Genomic DNA, 20,241 nt, shown 5'->3' with positions numbered 1-20,241 from the left:
CTAATACAATGAATTTAAATTATTAGTATCTTCTAAATCCTTTAATGATTTATAAAGGGGTTCTAACAGGTCAAAATGATTCGTAATTTTCAATACGGTATCTAATGTTGCATTATTACCGTTTTCAAAATTTTGAATAGTTGTTCTAGAAACATCCAATGCATCAGCTAAATCTTCACGTGATAATTCGTGAATTTTACGTTGTTGTTTGCAAATTTCTCCTAACTTTACTTTTACATCTTTTATTGTAACTATATCTAACATAAAAAACCATTAAAACAGTCAAATATAGTGTTTTTAGTTTAAAAAAACCAATATAATGGTTATTTAATTATTTGAAGTTACACTCTCATTTCAACACTTTCTTTTTCAAAAGCAATAAACTTTATAGGACATAAGCACTGCATTTTGTTTTAATGCTTTCAAGAGCTATAAGAACTTCTTTTAAATCAAGAGTTTCGTTTTGAAATGTCACTATTCTATCAACTTGATTATACGCCCTTTGATAATATTTTGGCGTTTCCCACTTTTGTGGTTTAAAAGGGTTGAAAGCTAGATCAATAAAACTAACACTTGATTTGCCTTGAAACAAACGTTCTATGCGTTCGTCATAATGTTCAAAATGATTTCGTATACCTCTATCAGCAATAACACTGTTTTCATCAACACCCAGCAGTTTTCTTAACTCTTCACCTCTTCCTTGGCTTTTTTTTAAACTGGGCCAAAGTATTTTAGAAACATTTGCAGTTGCCCCAAGAATAGATTGAATTGAACACCAAACTTCAATGTGGTCAAAATTCCCAGGATCGACAGGTAAACGGCTTGCCGCTTGTTGAGCAATTTTTACCTGAAAAACTATTTCGCTTAAATAAACTGAATAAGCAAACTCTTTCATAACGCTTTATAAAATGATTGATACCGTTAAAATTAATTAAATTAACTTCGTTTATCTACACTATCTTTATCAAAAGCAGTTAAATTGAATAGTTGGCGCATTCTGGAATAAACTCGGCTGCTCTATATAGCTTTTCGAGTTCTTTCGCTTTGGAGTTGACAGTAACACAGGTTCTTGTTTTTTGCTTTTATAACAAATATTATTAAAAGCAGTTAAAAAATATAATGAAAATTAAACAAGAAAAATCTGACATTTAATATCAGGAATATAATAGATAGAATAATTATAATAGATTTCTTTTCATGACGGGTTTCATCCATTTTCATAATAGTGAACATAGTTATAAAGAAGTTGGGAATCAGTAATGTGTAAAATACAGTATTAGAATCAGATAAGAGCTTTGAGATGGAAAACATAATACTTGAATATGCGATAAAAATAAAAGCAAATCCAAAAACAAAAAATATTATTTTTAAAAAATTTCTCATGATATAAATAAAAATATCCAATTTATGATTTTTTCTGAATCCAAACTTGGACGTATCTTGGTTTCAACAATAAAACCACGATGGTTCTAGAAAGTTGTTTATTTGGTTTTTCAAAGATTTAATCCCAACTCAATTTTTTTTAGTTTAATATTTTAGAGTGAGTATTTCTCCTTGATCTGTTAACGGATGCATGTTCTCAACCTCTTTCAATTGTGCTTTCGCACTTGGAATTTGCTCGGGGTACAAATGATAAATAAAATACATTTTTACATCAATTGAGATTCCCTGTTCTTTTGCGTTGTTTAAAATCCAATAAGGGACAAAAGCCCAATCAATATTTTTAACTTTCCCCATTGTTTCAGGATTAGTTGTGTCTCCAGATAAGTATATCCTTTTACCGTGCCAAGATATTAAAAATGAATAGTGTTTAAATGAAACTCCAAATACTTTGTGTTCAGTTTTAAATGCTTTAATCTCAAAATCATTTATTGTATTATTCAATTTTTCTAAATCTGAAATGTTAGAAACTCCAAATTGTTCTCCTCCTTTTTCTTTAATTATCTTTTTTAAGTTCTTTTTTGAGTAGTGGTCAGAGTGTTTATGAGTAAAAATAAATATAGAATTTTCTTTTACACTATCCAATTCAGATTCGTCGAACTCCATATAATTATGTGCTCCAGATTTATATGGGAAATCAGTATAGATATTAGTTAATCCATCAGTCATATACAATCCACAGTTACCAATGAATTCGATGTTAATTTCCTTTGATTGACTAAACCCAAAGAATGATATAAAAATTAAAGATATAGTTAGTAATTTGGTTTTTGTTTTTTGATAGTCGTACATAACAGATGTTTTAAATTTGATTTTCAAATAAAATAACAAACCGTATGCTATTCAAGTAAAAGTGACGAAATGAGCCTTATTTTGATTAATGAATAGGTTGTGCTTTTACTCAATGAATAATTTACTTTTTATTTTATTATAATATGTTTTTGAAAGTGGTATCATTTGCTCAACATTATTAAAAGATACTTTTGCATTTTGAGAATTACCTTTTATTTTTTTAATATTACCTATATTCAAAAGATAAGACCTATGACATTTTTCTAAATAGGGTAGTTGTTTGTGTGCGTTAGAAAGCGTCTGTCTGAACATTTTTGTAGATACTTTTGTGTCATTTTCTAAAAAACATATCTCAATATAGTTTTGAACTGCTTTAATGTAGAGTAATTTCTTTTTTTCAAGTTTTAGAAAATCTTTTTTGTTTTCTCCTGTTACGATAACTATACTTTTATCTATAGGCAAAATACGTTCCCCTAATTTGTTTCGTAAGTAAAATAATGGTGGTGTAAGAATGGGAATAAAAACAAAGACAATATTTTTGTAATACCACCAATGAGCTTCGATGGAATAATCTAAACCATTGATAACTTTAGTGTTATACAGAAATATAACACTTCCCGAAACAACAAAAAAAACTAATATAGAAACTATTTCATGATAGACTTTCCAAACTTTATTGAATCTACGATACCAGATGTTTTCAAAAACACTTTGAATTACATAAACTAAAGACAATAAAAAACCAAATCCAATGAGTAATAGTGTTCTAAAACTAGATTTATATTCATTCGTGTTAAAAGGTTCAAGAAAAATAATCACAAACGATAAAAAAACTCCAATGATTATACTAATAACAAGTTTAATCCTCAAGGATGACACAAAATGGACCTGATTATTAAAGAAATTCAAAATATTTTCTGAATGTGTTTTTATGAGTTAATGCTTTTGGTAATTTAAACGCTAAATTGTTGGAAACAAAACTATAAAAACTGGTTAACTTATATTATTTTGATTACTCAAAATCATTTAATAAGCCTATAATTTTTTTCAATAATGGATTGATACAATCAATTTGGATTATTTCTGCAACCTTTTTTTAAGTCATCTTGTCTTATAATTGTGAATTCACATCGAACAAAATTATAATCATATAAATCAAGAATAAGATGACTTTTAAAAACACACCAATTTATTTAACACTTACAATAGTCTGTTGTTTAACAACATTATTTGCCTGTGCGCAAAAGGAAACAATAACAACTGTAGATGATAAAACTATTAAAGCGGCCAAACTTACCTCTGAAATCAAGGAAATAATGGAATCCGAAAATATCCCTGCTATTTCCATAGCTGTAATCAATGATAACAAAGTTGTTTATCATGAAGCAATGGGAGTGAGTAATATGGAAACCAAAATAGCAGTAGATGACCATAGCATTTTTGAAGCAGCATCCTTATCAAAACCAATTTTTGCTTATTTTGTAATGAAAATGGTTGAGAAGGGGAAGTTGGATTTAGACAAACCACTTTATGAATATCTTCCACACCCAGGTATTGTTCCTGAATCTCAAGAAAAAGCAAAATTGATAACCGCTCGAATGGTTTTAGCGCATCAAACAGGTTTTCCAAACCATTCTAATGGCCAACCTATAAAATTGGCATTTAAGCCAGGAACAGATTTTATGTATTCTGGGGAAGCCTATCAATATTTGGCAGCCATTATTGGGATGCAAAACGGGGTTGGCTATAAAGCAGACTTAAATGAATTATTTCAAAACGAAGTGACGGTACCTTTAAAAATGCCACATTCAACTTTTGTTTGGGATGATTATGTAGCAAAACACAAGGTGTTTGGACATGATAAAGAAGGAAAGCCTATAGACGATAGTCCACGAGCTGGGTCGGGAGATGGAACTACTTTTTTCTCTTACGCAAGTCTTCATAGTGAAGCAAATGAGTATGCAAAATTTATTATTGCTATGTTAAAAAAAGAAGGACTTCAAGAAAAAACGTTTAATGAAATGCTAAAAGAGCATACGCATTTTAAGGATGATAATCCATTAAAACAAGAGGTAGGACAAACTGGCTGGGGATTAGGATTTACTCAAAAAATAACAGAGGGTTATACAATGCATATGCATACAGGTAATAACCACGACTTTCAGGCTTATGCAATGTTTATCCCTGAAAAGGATTATGGATTAGTGGTATATACTAATAGTGATAAGATGATCCCTTTCTTAACAAACTTATCGAAAGTTTTGGGACCACAGTTTTAAATTAATTTTAATAAAAAAATACAAAGACATGGAAAATTATCAAGAAGCACTTGGCGCATTATTCTTAATGTCAGGAGTAGTTATTGTAGTATTTATTATTGCAAAATATACATACTTGATCAAGAAGGCTATGATTGAAAAAGGCCTCGCTACACCTTCAAATTCTAAAAAAGCCCAATATATAGACATAGGTTGCATAGTAGGTGGCTTGGGAGTTGGACTAATGGTTTCTACCATTTTTACCACAATGGACCTTACAGAAGATTCAACCGATTTATTAGTTTGGGGTACAATTCTTATTTGTGGTGCCATAGGTTTAGTGGTTGCACATTTTTTAAGAAATAAGTTTGGCGACAAATAAAAACGACATAGACGCAGCACTTATTGAAAGCGTAAAGAAAGGCGACACACAAGCATTTAGACAATTGGTAAATAAATATAAGGATGTGTCCCTTTCTTTGGCTTGCTCAATTTTAAAAGATAAAGAAAAAGCTGAAGATGTACTTCAAAATGCTTTTCTAAAGGTTTTTCAAAAAGCAAATAGTTTTAAACATCAATCTGCCTTTTCAAGTTGGTTGTACCGTATTGTTGTGAACACAGCGTACAATGAATTAAAACGAAATAAAAGCTATTCGGATTTGGATGACTTAAACTCTACTGAATCATTAGCAAATGACAAAACAGCAATCCATTATCTTAAGGAAGAGGAACAAAAAAAATACGTGATTTTAGCTTTAGATAGATTAAAGGCAGATGAAGCACTAGTATTAAGGTTATTTTATCTTTGTGATATGAGCTTAAAGGAAGTTCAACAGATAACCAATTTTACTTCTTCAAAGATTAAAGTGGATTTACACCGTGGAAGAAAGAATATGGAAATCGTGCTAAAAGGCTTGCTGGGTAATCAATTAAAAGATTTGCTATAAATCGATTTTTAAATCGTCATCAATCAATAAACGGACAAAAAATAAAATAGGGTAATAAAAATGAAAGAAGACATCGCAAAAAAAATGATCCAAAAAAGTACAATCAATACATCAGAAGATTTTACAGAAAAATTAATGCTTAAATTAGAAGCTGAAAAAGCTACAGAACGCCTTCCAGATGTCCAATATATTCAAATGTTTCGCTTTGCTATGATAGGAACAATTGGAATCGGTATAATCTGTTTTTTATTGATATTTTTTGATTTTTCACCAAAACTAAACATGTTCAATGTTCAATTGAAAATAAGTAAAATGCCCTTATTGGTTGTAACTACTTTGTTTTTATTATTGGGAACAAACCATATTTTGAAAACACAACAATTAGCAAACTTTCAAGAAAAGAGCTAGATATCAAAAATCTTGAACAAAATCATATAGATTTTGAGAAGGATTTAACCCTAACTTATGTTTTAACCGGTTTCTACTAACTCTCAAACTTTCTTTTTTCATTAACAAAGCGTTAGCAATATCTGATGAAGTCATACCAAGTTTTATAAAAGCAAGATGTTTGATGTCTTTTTTAGATAATTGAGGGTGAGCTTTGGAAATGTTTTTATAAAAATCTGGATGTATCTGTTTAAAATGAATCAAGAAATCGTCCCAACTTTCATCAAGATTTAAAGTTTCTTGAATATGGGCTAAAACACTTCTCAATTCTTTTCTCAAATTAGGCTCTAATTCGAGTATTTTATGTTCTATCTTATCTACAATGGCTTTTTTCTTTTCAAACAATGCCGAAGATAATAGTAAGTTTTGCTGAATAATTTCTCTTTTTTGCCTTTCTATTTCTACCAGTTTACGTTCTTGAATATTTCGCGTACAGCTCAAAACCAAAACAACTTCACCCTTTTGATTATATAAAGGAATGGTATAACCTTCAAACCATTGATAACCTTCATGTTTTGTTTTAAAAAGAAGCTCAAGTTTTTCTGGTTTAGTAGAAAGCCCTTCTGTAGAGGCCGAAATATTCTTTTGAAGGATTACGAAGTGATCCGGATGGATAAAATCATAGGGCACTTTGCCTTCCAAATCTTCAGTAGTATAACCCATTATTTTTTCTGTAGAAGGACTAGCATATAAATATCTTCCATCAGCAGGGTGATGTAAACAGACAACATCAATAGTATGTTCAGCTATTAACTTTAACTTATCAATACGATGTTCTGTTAACAATTTGGATAAAGCAGAACTATCTAATTTTTTATTATTGTCAATTAACTTTAATAAAGCCTCGGTTTCTTGTCCCTGTGTTTTGTAATGCATTGGCTATTTGTGGAAATATGAGAGTAACTCTAATAAGTACTATCAAAATAAGAATCTTAAATGAAACTTATCTTTTTGGTCAAAGCAAAGTTAATCATAAGTTTTGGTATTGCTTAATGTATTTTTTACCCAATACTTTGTAAGTGATGCATTACGAGTAATAAGAATTTTATCACTTGCTAACGGTTTGTTAACGGTTTGAAAAAGAATCTTTGAAAAGGAAAAAATAGACATCTAATTTTACAATATGAAATATCAAAATTTGAATAATGCATTATAATATTATCCCACCACCTAACGAACTAAAAGATATAGTCAGTTACTTTTGGGTATGTACATTGGATTTAAGTAAACAGGCCAATCAAACTTATTGGGTGGTTGCAAACAGCCTAACAGAAATAACCTTTGCATTTCAAGATAACAAAAAACATTCAGAGTTATTATTCACTGCTGTGCAAGGTCAAACCAATGAGCCAAATCATTTTTCAGTTAAAGGATATTACCATCTTTTTGGAGTATCGTTAAATTCATTTGCACTGCCTCTGTTGTTTAATTTACCAGCATCCGAACTCAATAAAGAGTTTATATCACTAAATACATTGTTAGGTAAGGAAGGCGATATGCTTACTGAAAAGATAGCATTAGCGTCTAATACAAGAGAACGTATAAATATTCTATCTAACTATTTTATAAAACTTTTAAAGAACAAGAGAAATGATGATAAGATTATAACCGAAGCAATTAAGCTAATTAAAAAATGCGGGGGTAATAAAAAAATTAATGAGTTATCCAGTCAATTTTGTTTGTCAGAAAAACAATTTAAAAGGCGGTTTAAAGAGTTTTCTGGCTTTACCCCAAAACTGTATAATAGAATAGTACGTTTTGAATCAGTAATTAAAAGCAATACCAATTGGTCAACTTTGACAGAAGCTGCTCATTTAAATGGATATTTTGATCAGGCGCATCTTAATCACGACTTTAAGACTTTTACAGGTTTTAGTCCTAAAGATTTTTACAAGTTAAGTGAGCAATTTTAAAAATGTCCTTTTTTTACAAGTTTTAAGATAATCTGCTATTTATGTTTGCGGTAAAAAATTGTATAACATTTCGTTCTAAAATTAGCCATAAAGAACGAAATTTTAGGAATTTGATTTTCACAATAAGTAACTGTTTTAAGTAAAAAAAAAAAGGACGAAGTAAACAGTGTAATTAATATATGATTTCTCCCTTTAATTAGTAGCAGAAAAGGGCATTGCAAGATTTAATCCTTGGAAATGTCCTTTTACGATTTTAAAAATATTATTTAAGATTATTTTTTTAACTCTAAAACGAATTGATATGAAGAAAAAAATCAAATTATGTAAAATGATCATAGTAATTGTTTTATGTTTTGCAGGCTGTGAAAGTAATGACGATAATAATCTACGGCCAATCCAAAATCAATTTTTGGTGGATAAGGTATATGATTATAACAACAATTTACTGGCTGAATATTTTTACAATGAAAATAATCAATTGATTATGCGTAAAGATACTGACCCAGTTAATAATAAAAGTTCAGATTACGAATTTGAATATGAGAATAATCGAGTGTCTAGAATAATTTATACAGATTATTCTTTTCCACAGTTTAGTCATTCAACAAAAATTTATTATAACATGAAGGGTAAAATGATTAAGGCTGAAACCTTCAAAAATGGTAATCTAGTGGGTAGTAAGAATTATGTGTACTATCCAGATGGAAAAATGAAAGGTCTTATTGACGATAATGATTTGGAGTATGTAACACTCTTTTATAATAGTACAGAAAATGTGGAACAAGTTAAACTTTTAGGTTCTGGAAACAGTTTGCCAGAAGATGGAGGTCAAACTGAAGATAGGTACTTTGACTATGAATATGACAATGCATTAAAACCATACTTTGGAATTAATGATATGTTGCCATTTGAACCATTACCATATTTTGGTAATGAAGCAACTTTTGCAAAGAATATCTCCCAAAGCAATATGACCAAAAATGTCGAGAGTGGAACAAAATGGGTCTATCAATATAACGAGTTTAACCTTCCCGAAACAATTGAGGTTGTGTGGTATAATGTTGAAACCTATGAACCGATGCTTTGGCGAATAAGATATAGAGCAATAGAATAAGTATAATTTGAAATCCAATAGAAACAAAAAAAAATATGAATAACTTTTTAACTTTTTTAGCATTATTTGTTTTTATAACAATCAGTAACGCTCAAATAAAGCTTACAGGAAAAATAATAAATGCTAACACAAATGAAGCAATACCTTATGCAAATATTGGAATTTTTAATACTGAAGTAGGTACAATTTCTAACGAGGACGGTAGCTTTGAAATTCAAATTCCAGAAGAAAATTTAACATCATCAATAACCTTTTCATCACTCGGTTTTGTTTCTCAAACAATCAATGTTTCATCGTTTTCAGATAAATTGAGTACAGTAGTTCAACTTAATGAGGATATTACCAAACTAGATGCCGTAGAGTTGACTTTTAAAAAGAGTAAAAAACAATTTGAAGCTTATGGTAATAGTAAAAGTTTATTGTTATCCGGGCAACTACACTATGATAAGGATAAAGCTGGTAGCGCAATGGCTTTAATGATTGTTAAAGAGAATTCTGATTTAAAATTTATTACCAGTGCATCATTATATATAGCAAAGAATCTTTCACCAGAATTTAAAGTCAGATTTCGAGTAATGTCTGTAGATAGCCAAACTAATAAGCCAGGTAAAGATTTAATTAAAGAACAAATTATAAAAATATCTGATATAAAGAAAGGCTGGCTAGATTTTGAATTAAAGGAGCCACATAATATTACGGATAGCTCCTTTTTTCTTGTTTTTGAATGGATTTTAAACGCTGAAGACCGTGAGTATATTACTAGTAAATATGAAGAATACATGAAAGAGTATCCCAATCGCGTTTCTTATGACACAGTCGTAGTTAATAACGAAAAAATCTCAATTCCTCAAGTTAGCACTGTTGTAGCAGGTACAGTATTTGGAGTAACAAAATCTAAAAAGGATCGTGAAGATTTTGCTTGTTACTACCGTTCAAATAGTTTTGGGGAATGGAAAAGATCATCGGGAATACTATCGGCTAAAGTCACCTTGTCTAATTACCCTACAGAGGTTAATGAAAGTAGTAAGTCTCAAATCACTGATGGTAAAGATTTAACGAATCAAATTGAAAATTGGGCAATCGAGTTTAAAGAAAAATATAACCTAACAGGCTTGCAATTATCAATCTCTAAAAACAGTAATAACATTTTTTCAAACGGCTATGGCTATTCCGATGTTGAATTAAAGGAAGAAGTCAATAATCAAACTCAATTTCGAATAGCCAGCGTATCCAAAACAATGACAGCAGCAGCTATTATGCAGCTTTACTCCAAGGGGTTATTGGATTTAAACGCAAACATTCAAGAGTATGTTCCTGAATTTCCAATTAAAGAACATCCCATTACTGTCAAACAAGTAGCAAGCCATTTAGCAGGTATACGCGATTATTATGGAAAAAGTTTAGATGAGATATTTGTTCAGAAGCATTACAACAGTTTATCAGAAGCTCTTGAAATTTTTAAAAACGATCCATTGGTTGTAAAACCAGGATCTAAATTTTTATACTCTTCATTTAACTATACACTATTAGGTGCAGCTATTGAAAATATATCTAAAAAGAACTATTTAGATTATATGCATCATAATATATGGAAACCATTAAATATGCAAAATACTTTTGGCGAAGTTAAGGATAGTATAATGCCCAATAAGAGTAAATTCTATTATCCAGACGGTGAAGAAGCCATACCGTATGATTTAAGTTATTCTTACGCAACTGGAGGATTACTTTCAACAACGGATGATTTGGTAAAGTTTGGTGCATCAATAATCAATGACAATATTTTTGATGAAACAATTAAAAAAGAGATGTTCCATAATCAGTTAGATGGAAAAAATAAACCTGTTAACTATGGTTTGGGCTGGTATATCGGTCAAAACAAAGATGACGAGAAAGTATATTATCATTTAGGAGAGTTACCATCTTCAAGTTCTTTATTGTTGCTCTATCCTGAACGCAACCTAGCCATAGCTTTACTGACGAATTCTACTATTATATCAAAATCTGATTATGGCTTTATACCAGATATTCAGGAGTTAAGTAAGATTGTTTTTGATGAATAAAGTGCAATGAATAATTAAATGACTGAAGAGAATTTTAAAAATATAAAACCTACAACGGCTACAGAGCGTATTCCATCCTTGGATTTTTTAAGAGGAATTGCAATTCTAGGAATCTTATTTATAAATATAGAGTCCTTTGTTTATCCCAATCCATGGAGTTCTTGGCACTATGGTTATGAAAGTGCCATAGATCACCATTCACGCTTTTGGGTGTATTTTTTAACCCAAGGCAAATTTTACACCATGTTCGCTTTGCTTTTTGGTGTTGGCTTCGTGATTTTCATGGAGCGTATCCAACAAAAAGTTACTGGTTTAGTAGCTTTGGATATATATACTAGAAAGTTGTTATGGTTGTTTGTTATTGGGGTCATTCACGCCTATTTTATATGGGATGGTGATATACTGTATCATTATGCTATTTGTGGTTTGTTTTTGCTTCCATTTCGTTCTATGAAAAGTGAGAATTTAGTGTTAATTGTTTTGTTTTTAGCTTCCTTTTTATTCATAAAATCGTACGAGAGTGTTTCAAAAAGACAGGAATCACATTCAAATTATACCGAGGTACTAAATAAAGAAGAGGCTAAAAGAACAGATAAAGACAATAAGTTAATCACTTCCTGGGAAAACAGATATACTAAAAAGTCGCCTAATCTTTCAGAAGAAGTTGAGGTTCCAAAACCTACCTATTGGCAAGGAGTGATAAACTCTTATGAAAATCATAAGGTTCATAAAGGCGAGTTCTATTATCAATCTTTAATTCTATCAACTTTAATAGTGATGATTATTGGCATGATATTGTTTAGAGCAGGTATTTTTTCTGACTATAAATCATGGAAGTACTATTGGTATATATCGGTTTTAGTTTTAATAATTGGATTGGTAATAAACTATTTACGCTATTATCAATGGACATACGAAGACCATATTCCAAATATCAGCACATGTAATGCATTGCTTTTTACGTTTCCTAAAGAAATTTTGGGTGTTGGGTATATATTAGTATTAAATGGGATATATCAGAAGTATTTAAGGAATGTAAAGTTTAAGACGCTTTCTAAAATAGGTAGAACGGCTTTATCCAATTACATCTTTCAAAGCATCATTTTAGGAGTTTTATTTTATGGCTACGGTTTTGGAATGTACAATAGCTTTTCAAGATTTGAACTGTTAGGGTTTGTTATAGCAATTTGGGCTATTCAAATCATATGTACACATATATGGTTGAGAAATTTCAAACAAGGACCATTAGAATTTCTCTGGAGAAAATTAACCTATAATTCATTTAACAAAAGCTAATATATGTTTATTAATCACTCAATATGTCAATACATTTTTATTGTATTTCTACTTTGTTTTTCAAGTTGTAAAAACACTACAGAAAGTAAAATATTTGTAGATAAACAAAACAGTGAGAATCAAAGTATAAAACTATCAGATAGCTTAAAACCATACATAAAATACCATGAAGATTTTATGGCATTTACCAATGCCACGATAGTGGATGGAACAGGTAAAGCTATAAAACAAAATCAAACAGTAATCATTGAAAATGGAATTTTTAAAGAGGTGGGTGATAATGCTGATATAATAATTCCTCGTAATGCTAAAACTATTAACCTTAAAGGAAAAACCATTATTCCCGGTATAGTAGGCATGCATAACCATTTGCACATCCCAAGGTTTCCTGATGTAGGTGACGTAGCTGCTAAATTATATTTAGCTTCTGGGGTAACCACCATTCAAACTTGCGGTGCAGCTTCACCTTATAAAGAATTGGAATTATCAAAACGAATAGAAAAAGGGGAACAAATTGGACCAGACATTATTCCCAGTGCACCCTTCATCACAGGACAAGGTGGCAATCCCAATATGATTATTCCAAGAGACACAGAACATCTGAAAGACACGATGCAGTATTGGTTAGACCAAGGTGTAAAATGGTTTAAAGTCTATCGCAATACAAATCCTGATGATTTAAAAACAATTATTGAAATTGCCCATAAAAATGGTGCAAAGGTAAGAGGGCATTTATGTTCTGTAACCTTTGAAGAAGCCACCAAATTAGGAATTGACGCTATCGAACACGGCTTGAATAGTACAAGTGATTTTAGAAGCAATAAAGATTATGGACAATGTAATGGAGGACGTGAGTATATGGATGAACTTATTATTGATGATCCAGACGTAAAACGATTGCAACAGCTAATGATTGATAATAAGGTGCTTTTAACCTCAACTTTATCTATCTATGAGGCCAGCATACCTAACAGAGCCTATGCAGATAAAAGAACTATAAAAGCGATGTCACCTTTTTTACGTAATCAGTACAACGAGACACGAATAAGTTTTGACAGAAAAGTTAAAGATGTATTGAGAGAGAATCGATTGAAACTAATCATGCAATTTGAATATCAATATTATAAAATGGGAGGGTTATTATGCGCCGGTGTGGATGCAGGAAGACATGTACTTCCCGGATTTGGTGACCAACGAAATTACCAACTACTTATAGAGGCAGGATTTTCAACCGAAGAGACTATTCAGATTATGACAGGAAATGGGGCTAAAGCATTGGGACGTAACGATATTGGAACCATTCAAATAGATAAAAGAGCCAACTTTGTAATTCTAGATGGAAATTTAGATAAAGATGCTACTGTAATTAAAAATACGGAAACTGTTTTTAAAGAAGGTGTAGGGTATAATCCTAAAAAGATATTAGAAGGAATAACAGGCAAATTTGGTATAGAATGAAGAAGATGAAATCATACATATTAATGATGTGTTGTTATTTCCCAATAAGCTTAATTTTAAGTGGTGCTTATTGTCATAAGGAAAAATTAAAATATCTAGATCAAACACCACCTAGTTTAACTCCAGAGATTTTTGCGCCAGGGCATATTTCTATAAAGAATGAATCTGAATTCGGTTCGATTTTTAATAAGGAAGCTACCGAATTCTATTATGGAGCGAACATTAATGGAATGGCAGAAATACGCTATACCAAATTAGAAGGTAAAACCTGGAGCAAACCTAAAGTATTATTATCTCACGATAAGTACAGTTTAAACGACCCTTATCTATCACCCGATGAAAACAGACTCTACTTTATATCTAATAAAGCGTTAGAAAGTGACGATGCAAAAGAAGATTATGATATCTGGTATATTGAAAGAGAGGGTAACAAGTGGAATACAAAATTGATTAATGCAGGCTCGAATATCAACACCAACAAAAACGAATACTACATGTCGCTTACAAAGGATGGAAGTATGTACTTTTCATCCAATAAAGACGCAGTAGAAAATAGACAGCACGATTTTAATATCTATTCCTCTGAATTTAAACAAGGTACATTTCAAAAACCAAAACTACTTGGTAATTCAATAAACTCAACAGCTTACGAAGCAGATGTATTTGTGTCTCCGGATGAAGCATATCTCATTTTTTGTGGTATAAGAAAAGAAGGTTATGGACAAGGAGATTTATATGTCAGTTTTAAGGATGTTACAGGTAAGTGGTCAAAAGCCAAAAATATGGGAAAACTTATAAATACAGAAGGTCATGAGCTGTGTCCATTTGTAACCCAAGACGGTAAATATTTATTCTACACGAGTAATAAGGATATTTATTGGGTTGATGCTTCGATTATCAATTCTTTAAAAGAGTAATAAAACCATGAAAATACTGACCTATAAATTAATAGTCCTAGGTGCTATTTCTCTTGTAAATGTGATGGTTTTTTCACAGCAAAAAACCATATCCATCACTATTGATGATGTACCTAATACAACCAAATATAAAAAGGATAATTTCTCGCCATTACTGTTAAATGTACTAGATTCTTTAGAGGTGCCCTTTGCCATTTTCATTAACGAGGATAAAGTTTATAAAACAGAGTTTATAGATAAGAACAAAGAAGTATTGGAGCAATGGATTAAAGATGAGAAGGCCATAATCGGCAATCATACCTATAGCCACCCCAGATATTCAGATGTCAGCTTTGAGAGTTTTGTAAAAGATATTAAACAAGGTGAAGTATTAACCAAAAATTATTCTTTAAAGTATAATAAAGAAGTTAAATACTTTCGGTTTCCCTTTAACGATATGGGTAAAGACTCAACCCAGCATATACAAATTAGAGAATATCTTAAATCAAAAGATTACATAATAGCACCTTTTACCATTGAAAGCTCCGACTGGATGTTTGATACCGTGTATCAATACTATCTCAATAACGGTGATATTGAAAAGGCTAAAGCTATTGGTGAACAATATGTAGATAAGACCATGGAGCTCTTAAACTTTTATGAGAAGATGGCAACCTCAATCTATAAGCGTCCTATTAAGCATATTTATCTATGCCACGACAATGCTATTAATGCAGATTATGTATCTGAAATCATATCAAGATTAAAACAAGCTAAATACAAAATCGTCCCTTTTGAAAAATCGTTAACAGACCCTATCTACACACAAAAAGATACTTATTACAAAAAATGGGGTATTAGTTGGCTTTATCGATGGATGGGTACACAAGTAGAACGCGTAAAATGGATGAAACAAGAACCAAGTCTATCCGAGATTGAAAAGGTATATAACCAAATACAAAACATTAAAAAATAACCTATTTATTAAATAAACAACAAACATCATGAATCAAAAAATGAACAATCAAATCAAATCAATCTTTTTATTAATAGTAGTGTTTTTAGCAACATCTTGTTCTAATGACGACGACAATAACCCATGTGCAAACAGCACATTGGCAGTAACAGCTACCGCAGAAGAATTCACAATTATAGCTACAGCTACAGGAGGTGTAGCACCTTATGAGTACTCTATAGATGGTACAACATTTCAAACATCCGATACCTTTGAAGATGTTGAATCTGGTGATTATACAATAACAGTTAGAGATGCCAATAACTGTACATCCGCTACAAGTGTTTCAGAAGCGCATTTAAACTCACTATTAGATGAACGTAATGGGCAACGCTATAAAATTGTAAAAATTGGTGATCAAATATGGTTGGGTGAAAATTTCAATTTTGATACCAATACAGCAACATCAACTTCATCATGGTGCTATGATGAGGAGTCGGCTAACTGTGAGACTTATGGAAAGCTATACACTTGGGAGGCAGCTTCACAATTGCCACCAGAGGGTTGGGGATTGCCTACTCAAGAGCATTGGCAAACCTTGTTTAGTGAAGTCGAAAATAGCACTGCGGAACTTGTTAATGGAGAGTTTCAATCTTTACTTGGAGGCGCAAGAACAGTGGAGGGTAACTTTATATTCAAAGGGACATATGGATATTTTTGGACTTCAACCCCTGCTGCAGAAGGTTATCATTATTTCCGTTTTAATGAGACAGAAGGAAATGGAGGAGTTGTAGTTAGTGATGTTGGGGTAAGTGTAAGACTCATCAAATTGCAAACTCCTTAATAGTAAATCTTATTAATTGTGGCTTTAGTGAATCAAAAAACAACAGTTATCTTTTTGTTAGCCCTGTTTTCTATGTTAAAAATAGAAATGGGGCTGGCTCAAAGTATAAACACCCAAAAACTAGACAGCTATTTCAATACGCTTGAAGTAAATCAAAAATTCATGGGTAGTGTAGCAATTTTAAAAGACGGAAAAGTAATCTACAATAAACAAGTGGGTTATTCTGATATGGCATCGAAACAAAAACCTAATAAAGAAACGAAATACAGAATAGGGTCAGTTTCCAAACTGTTTACAGCAACATTGACTTTTAAAGCGATAAAAGAAGGAAAAATATCGCTTAATCAAACAATAGAAAAGTATTTTCCTGAAATAAAAAACGCAAGTAGTATCACTATTTCAAACCTTTTAAATCATAGAAGTGGTATCCGCAGTTTCACGGATAACAAAGAAGCATTTTTAAGTTATCACACCCGCCCAAAAACGGAAAAAGAGATGGTGGAAATCATTACTCAAGGCGGTAGCGATTTTAATCCTGATGAGAAAGCAGCATATAGCAATTCAAACTATGTATTACTATCGTACATCCTAGAAAAGTTTTATAAAAAACCGTATGCGAGGATTTTAGAAGATGAAATTGTCAGGCCTTTAAACTTAAATCATACATTTTTTGGAAGTAAAATAGATGTCACAAACAATGAATGCTATGCCTATCAATTTGAGAAGCAATGGAAAAAAACGGACGAAACCGATCCATCCATCGATATGGGTGCGGGAGGCATTGTGTCTACCCCCACAGATTTAATACATTTTACGGAAGCTCTGTTTAACAACAAAATACTTTCGTCCGAGAGTGTTTCAAAAATGCAAATCATTCAAGACAAATTTGGAATGGGGCTTTTCAAAATAGAATATTATAATGAATCCAGTTATGGTCATAATGGGGAAATAGATGGATTCACATCTGTATTAAGGTATTTTCCAGAAAAAAATATAGCATTTGCAATCACGTCCAATGGCTTGAATTACAGCTTAAATTCAATTTCTGTAACTATTGTCAATAGCCTTTTTAACAAACATTTTGAGATTCCCGATTTCAGGGTTTATGAACCAAAAGCCAAAGAATTGGAGCAATATCTAGGGGTCTATTCAAGCAACACCTTCCCGGTAAAATTAACAGTAACCAGATCTGGTAGTCAACTACACCTTCAAGCACCGGGCGATTCTGTAATGAATCTACAAGCTGTAGAAAAAGGTGAATTTATATACGAGCCTGCGGGTATTGCAATAGTGTTTGACGTCCAAAAAAATCAAATGCATATATCTCAAGGTGGCAAAACAAATGTATTGGATAAAGAGTAAGGATATGAAACTATTAAAAAACAGCGTAAAATTAGCCGGAATACTTATCATTTTAGGAATGGTAACAGGCATTTTAAGTATAGCTTCAGCTATCGATTCACCTAAATATCTCACAGAAGCTGCAACAAATACCATGCAGGTAACAATAGCCGCTTTTTTTCAATTCATATTGTCTTTAACCTATGTAGGCTTTGCTATTTTGTTATACCCAATACTGAAAAAATATAATCAAAGGTTAGTGTTGGGCTTTTTAAGTTTTAGAATCATTTCAGGAGTTGTCTTGATTATTGGTTCGGTTATACTATTATCAATTCTTGTAGTAAGTCAAGAATTTGTTAAGAGTTCTTCTGAAAATCAATGGTCATTTGAGGCATTCGGTAATGTACTTAAAATCACAAGAGATTACATTAACCACATTTTTATGGTGTTTACCATCAGTATAGCTAACCTACTGTTGTACATCTTATTTTTTAAAACCAAGTTAATACCTAAATGGTTATCTGTTTGGGGAATATTAGGAACCATATTGTCAATAGCAGCAAGCGTGCTACTACTGTTTAATATAGTTGATGTCATTTCGGTTGAGTATTTAGCATTAAATGCGCCAACAGGAGTTTTTGAGCTTGTGTTGGGCTTTTGGTTAGTTATAAAGGGTTTCAAGAAAGTAATACCTCAAAAAAAGCCAATTTAAATACTATCAAAAATTATGTAAAAAATATAATCCAAAAATTTTAATCAATCAAAAATCAAAAAAATGAATTTAAAAAAGTACTTTATTTTAAGCAATTTATTAGTAATTACTCATTTATCCTTATCACAAAACTTTTCTTGGGGAAGCAGTTTTGGAGGTAACGGAGAAGATGTGGTTAAAGCAATGCATGTGGATGATGCTGGTAATAGTTACATTACGGGCTATTTTTCAGACACCGCAAATTTTGACCCAAATGGGACATTAGAATTAACTTCTAACGGGTTTTATGATGCCTTTATTCAAAAAATAGATAGTAATGGTAATTTACTTTGGGCTAAAAGTGTAGGTGGTGATTATTTCGAGCATGGGAGTGCTATTACAAGTGATTCTTTTGGTAATGTATACATTACTGGAAATTATGAAACAGTTGTAAATTTTGACCCAGAGGGTGCAGGTTTCAACTTAACTTCGTCTGGCTTACAAGATATATTCATTCTTAAACTAGATATCAATGGAGAGTTTGTTTGGGCAAAAAGTATTGGAGGTACAGGTTTTGAAGAGGCCTTGTCTATTATTTACAAGCCTGGAGGCGAAATAATACTTTCTGGTTTTTTTTATGATCCTATTGATATTGATCCAGGAAGTAATAATGTTATGTTAACTAGCACGGGCGCTAGTGATACATTTTTACTTCGATTAGATACTAATGGTCATTACATTGCTTCACAGCAATATGGGGGCACAGATACAGATTTGGCTATTGATATGGCTGTTAATGCCTCTGGGGATTTGTTCATTACAGGCTATTTTTCAGGCACTTCCGATTTAAATCCAAACCCTATCCAAGAAGATTTTTTTACGGCTTCTTCAGATGGTTTTGCAGGTTATGTGTTGCACCTCAATAATGCCGGTGAATTTGTAAGTGCAGGAATTACTCATGGTGGTGATGTATTTAGTAATGGCATTACTGTTGATGATTTTGGTAACGCTTTTGTTACTGGATATTTTGGTTTTACTGTTAATTTCAATCATGATATTATAGGAGCCCCTATCAATTTAACTTCTAATAGTTTTTATAATGGTTTTGTTATGAAGATTAATCCATTTGGTGGGGTAGAATGGGCTAAACATTTAGAAGGTAATGATTCCGTTCTGGGTTATGATATTGAGGTAAATAGTAATGGTGACATCATAACAGCTGGTTACTACTCTAACACTATTGATTTAGATCCTTCCGCTAATGTTTTTTCATTAACTCAAGAATCGAGTAATGCTTCCGATGCTTATATCAGTATATTGGATTCAAACGGTAGTTTTTTGAATGGCTTTCAACTAGGTGGTATTAATTTTATTGATGCTAATAATTTAGGCGTTGATGCACAAGATAATATATATACTGCAGCACATTTTGAAAATACAGTAGATATTAATCCCGAAACGGCTAGTCAAACTATAGTAAGTGCTATTGAATATAGAGATAACTATATTATTAAATTAATCGATGGTAGTTTGTCAATTCCTGACAATGACCTCCTTTCTGTTAAGCTATATCCTAATCCTGCAGAAAACTTTGTTGTTTTAAAAGGAGAAGGATTGCAACAAGGTTTAGAGTATAAAATTTTTGATGTAAAAGGTAGCTTGATATCTTCTGGAAAAACTAAATCTAATAATTCAATTGATGTTACGAGTTTAAATTCTGGAATGTATCTATTAAAAGTTGCAGGCCTAACACCTATTAAATTAATTATTAAATGAGATATTTAAT

General features: G+C 31.5%; 20 protein-coding genes. 15 read left to right on the top strand and 5 right to left on the bottom strand.

Annotation, left to right across the window (positions count from 1 at the left end; all coding sequences use genetic code 11):
- The 4 genes from ABD011_RS15060 to ABD011_RS15045 all read right to left on the bottom strand — a co-directional run bounded on the left by ABD011_RS15060 (window position 1) and on the right by ABD011_RS15045 (window position 3,102).
- Entirely contained in the window at window positions 1-264 is a 264-nt protein-coding gene (locus ABD011_RS15060) for a helix-turn-helix transcriptional regulator (protein ID WP_343799597.1), read from the bottom strand.
- Between the two features lie 121 nt (window positions 265-385).
- Window positions 386-895: a hypothetical protein gene (locus tag ABD011_RS15055; RefSeq protein ID WP_343799595.1), complete on the bottom strand. Its 510-nt coding sequence runs from the start codon at window positions 893-895 to the stop codon at window positions 386-388.
- Between the two features lie 632 nt (window positions 896-1,527).
- A complete protein-coding gene (locus ABD011_RS15050; protein ID WP_343799593.1) occupies window positions 1,528-2,232 on the bottom strand; it encodes an MBL fold metallo-hydrolase in 705 nt (234 codons plus the stop codon).
- Window positions 2,233-2,337: 105 nt separating this feature from the next.
- Complete coding sequence (locus tag ABD011_RS15045; RefSeq protein WP_343799591.1) at window positions 2,338-3,102, bottom strand: LytTR family transcriptional regulator DNA-binding domain-containing protein; 765 nt, start codon at window positions 3,100-3,102, stop codon at window positions 2,338-2,340.
- A gap of 383 nt (window positions 3,103-3,485) precedes the next feature.
- Here ABD011_RS15045 and ABD011_RS15040 point away from each other — a divergent pair, with 383 nt between their 5' ends.
- Genes ABD011_RS15040 through ABD011_RS15025 form a run of 4 tightly spaced genes read left to right on the top strand, consistent with a single transcriptional unit; the run spans window position 3,486 to window position 5,845 of the window.
- On the top strand, window positions 3,486-4,511 hold the full coding sequence (locus ABD011_RS15040; RefSeq protein ID WP_343799663.1) for a serine hydrolase domain-containing protein: 1,026 nt from the start codon (window positions 3,486-3,488) through the stop codon (window positions 4,509-4,511).
- A gap of 28 nt (window positions 4,512-4,539) precedes the next feature.
- Window positions 4,540-4,872: a DUF6249 domain-containing protein gene (locus ABD011_RS15035; protein ID WP_343799589.1), complete on the top strand. Its 333-nt coding sequence runs from the start codon at window positions 4,540-4,542 to the stop codon at window positions 4,870-4,872.
- A complete protein-coding gene (locus tag ABD011_RS15030) occupies window positions 4,859-5,437 on the top strand; it encodes an RNA polymerase sigma factor (protein WP_343799587.1) in 579 nt (192 codons plus the stop codon). The genes ABD011_RS15035 and ABD011_RS15030 overlap by 14 nt, the downstream gene beginning before the upstream one ends.
- Window positions 5,438-5,497: 60 nt before the next feature.
- The gene (locus tag ABD011_RS15025) at window positions 5,498-5,845 is read left to right on the top strand and encodes a hypothetical protein (RefSeq protein ID WP_343799585.1); all 348 of its coding nucleotides are present in this window, start codon (window positions 5,498-5,500) and stop codon (window positions 5,843-5,845) included.
- A gap of 3 nt (window positions 5,846-5,848) precedes the next feature.
- Here ABD011_RS15025 and ABD011_RS15020 read toward each other — a convergent pair whose 3' ends face one another.
- Window positions 5,849-6,760, bottom strand: a complete 912-nt coding sequence (locus ABD011_RS15020) for a PAS domain S-box protein (RefSeq protein WP_343799583.1) — start codon at window positions 6,758-6,760, stop codon at window positions 5,849-5,851.
- 269 nt (window positions 6,761-7,029) lie between these two features.
- Between ABD011_RS15020 and ABD011_RS15015 the strand changes: the two genes are divergently transcribed.
- From ABD011_RS15015 to ABD011_RS14965, 11 genes are all read left to right on the top strand, one after another.
- Window positions 7,030-7,797 (top strand): DUF6597 domain-containing transcriptional factor, encoded by a 768-nt coding sequence (locus ABD011_RS15015; RefSeq protein ID WP_343799581.1) that lies wholly within the window; start codon window positions 7,030-7,032, stop codon window positions 7,795-7,797.
- Window positions 7,798-8,098: 301 nt separating this feature from the next.
- The gene (locus ABD011_RS15010) at window positions 8,099-8,911 is read left to right on the top strand and encodes a hypothetical protein (protein ID WP_343799579.1); all 813 of its coding nucleotides are present in this window, start codon (window positions 8,099-8,101) and stop codon (window positions 8,909-8,911) included.
- Window positions 8,912-8,946: 35 nt separating this feature from the next.
- Window positions 8,947-10,974 (top strand): serine hydrolase, encoded by a 2,028-nt coding sequence (locus ABD011_RS15005; protein ID WP_343799577.1) that lies wholly within the window; start codon window positions 8,947-8,949, stop codon window positions 10,972-10,974.
- An 18-nt stretch (window positions 10,975-10,992) separates the two neighbouring features.
- Window positions 10,993-12,270: a DUF418 domain-containing protein gene (locus ABD011_RS15000; RefSeq protein ID WP_343799575.1), complete on the top strand. Its 1,278-nt coding sequence runs from the start codon at window positions 10,993-10,995 to the stop codon at window positions 12,268-12,270.
- 3 nt (window positions 12,271-12,273) lie between these two features.
- Window positions 12,274-13,728 carry an amidohydrolase family protein gene (locus ABD011_RS14995; RefSeq protein ID WP_343799573.1) on the top strand — a complete coding sequence of 485 codons (1,455 nt, stop codon included), beginning with the start codon at window positions 12,274-12,276 and terminating at the stop codon, window positions 13,726-13,728.
- A 5-nt stretch (window positions 13,729-13,733) separates the two neighbouring features.
- On the top strand, window positions 13,734-14,645 hold the full coding sequence (locus tag ABD011_RS14990; RefSeq protein ID WP_343799571.1) for a TolB family protein: 912 nt from the start codon (window positions 13,734-13,736) through the stop codon (window positions 14,643-14,645).
- Between the two features lie 7 nt (window positions 14,646-14,652).
- A complete protein-coding gene (locus tag ABD011_RS14985; RefSeq protein WP_343799569.1) occupies window positions 14,653-15,600 on the top strand; it encodes a polysaccharide deacetylase family protein in 948 nt (315 codons plus the stop codon).
- A 40-nt stretch (window positions 15,601-15,640) separates the two neighbouring features.
- Complete coding sequence (locus tag ABD011_RS14980; protein ID WP_343799567.1) at window positions 15,641-16,423, top strand: FISUMP domain-containing protein; 783 nt, start codon at window positions 15,641-15,643, stop codon at window positions 16,421-16,423.
- Window positions 16,424-16,441: 18 nt separating this feature from the next.
- The gene (locus ABD011_RS14975; RefSeq protein WP_343799565.1) at window positions 16,442-17,785 is read left to right on the top strand and encodes a serine hydrolase domain-containing protein; all 1,344 of its coding nucleotides are present in this window, start codon (window positions 16,442-16,444) and stop codon (window positions 17,783-17,785) included.
- Window positions 17,786-17,789: 4 nt separating this feature from the next.
- On the top strand, window positions 17,790-18,476 hold the full coding sequence (locus ABD011_RS14970) for a DUF4386 domain-containing protein (protein ID WP_343799563.1): 687 nt from the start codon (window positions 17,790-17,792) through the stop codon (window positions 18,474-18,476).
- 63 nt (window positions 18,477-18,539) lie between these two features.
- Window positions 18,540-20,231 (top strand): T9SS type A sorting domain-containing protein, encoded by a 1,692-nt coding sequence (locus ABD011_RS14965; protein ID WP_343799561.1) that lies wholly within the window; start codon window positions 18,540-18,542, stop codon window positions 20,229-20,231.
- Window positions 20,232-20,241 lie beyond the last annotated feature (10 nt).

The sequence above is a fragment of the Gaetbulibacter jejuensis genome (assembly GCF_039524015.1).
In the GTDB taxonomy this organism is placed as follows: Bacteria; Bacteroidota; Bacteroidia; order Flavobacteriales; family Flavobacteriaceae; genus Gaetbulibacter_B; species Gaetbulibacter_B jejuensis.
This window is presented reverse-complemented; position numbering and strand designations above follow the sequence as displayed.

Bases quoted from the DNA above. Each gene is read 5' to 3' on its own strand.
- ABD011_RS15035 (WP_343799589.1), top strand. From the start codon at position 4,540: ATGGAAAATTATCAAGAAGCACTTGGCGCATTATTCTTAATGTCAGGA.
- ABD011_RS15010 (WP_343799579.1), top strand. From the start codon at position 8,099: ATGAAGAAAAAAATCAAATTATGTAAAATGATCATAGTAATTGTTTTA.
- ABD011_RS14965 (WP_343799561.1), top strand. From the start codon at position 18,540: ATGAATTTAAAAAAGTACTTTATTTTAAGCAATTTATTAGTAATTACT.
- ABD011_RS14970 (WP_343799563.1), top strand. From the start codon at position 17,790: ATGAAACTATTAAAAAACAGCGTAAAATTAGCCGGAATACTTATCATT.
- ABD011_RS15025 (WP_343799585.1), top strand. From the start codon at position 5,498: ATGAAAGAAGACATCGCAAAAAAAATGATCCAAAAAAGTACAATCAAT.
- ABD011_RS15060 (WP_343799597.1), bottom strand. From the start codon at position 264: ATGTTAGATATAGTTACAATAAAAGATGTAAAAGTAAAGTTAGGAGAA.
- ABD011_RS14985 (WP_343799569.1), top strand. From the start codon at position 14,653: ATGAAAATACTGACCTATAAATTAATAGTCCTAGGTGCTATTTCTCTT.
- ABD011_RS15000 (WP_343799575.1), top strand. From the start codon at position 10,993: ATGACTGAAGAGAATTTTAAAAATATAAAACCTACAACGGCTACAGAG.
- ABD011_RS14995 (WP_343799573.1), top strand. From the start codon at position 12,274: ATGTTTATTAATCACTCAATATGTCAATACATTTTTATTGTATTTCTA.
- ABD011_RS15055 (WP_343799595.1), bottom strand. From the start codon at position 895: ATGAAAGAGTTTGCTTATTCAGTTTATTTAAGCGAAATAGTTTTTCAG.
- ABD011_RS15050 (WP_343799593.1), bottom strand. From the start codon at position 2,232: ATGTACGACTATCAAAAAACAAAAACCAAATTACTAACTATATCTTTA.
- ABD011_RS14980 (WP_343799567.1), top strand. From the start codon at position 15,641: ATGAACAATCAAATCAAATCAATCTTTTTATTAATAGTAGTGTTTTTA.
- ABD011_RS15020 (WP_343799583.1), bottom strand. From the start codon at position 6,760: ATGCATTACAAAACACAGGGACAAGAAACCGAGGCTTTATTAAAGTTA.
- ABD011_RS15005 (WP_343799577.1), top strand. From the start codon at position 8,947: ATGAATAACTTTTTAACTTTTTTAGCATTATTTGTTTTTATAACAATC.
- ABD011_RS14990 (WP_343799571.1), top strand. From the start codon at position 13,734: ATGAAATCATACATATTAATGATGTGTTGTTATTTCCCAATAAGCTTA.
- ABD011_RS15015 (WP_343799581.1), top strand. From the start codon at position 7,030: ATGCATTATAATATTATCCCACCACCTAACGAACTAAAAGATATAGTC.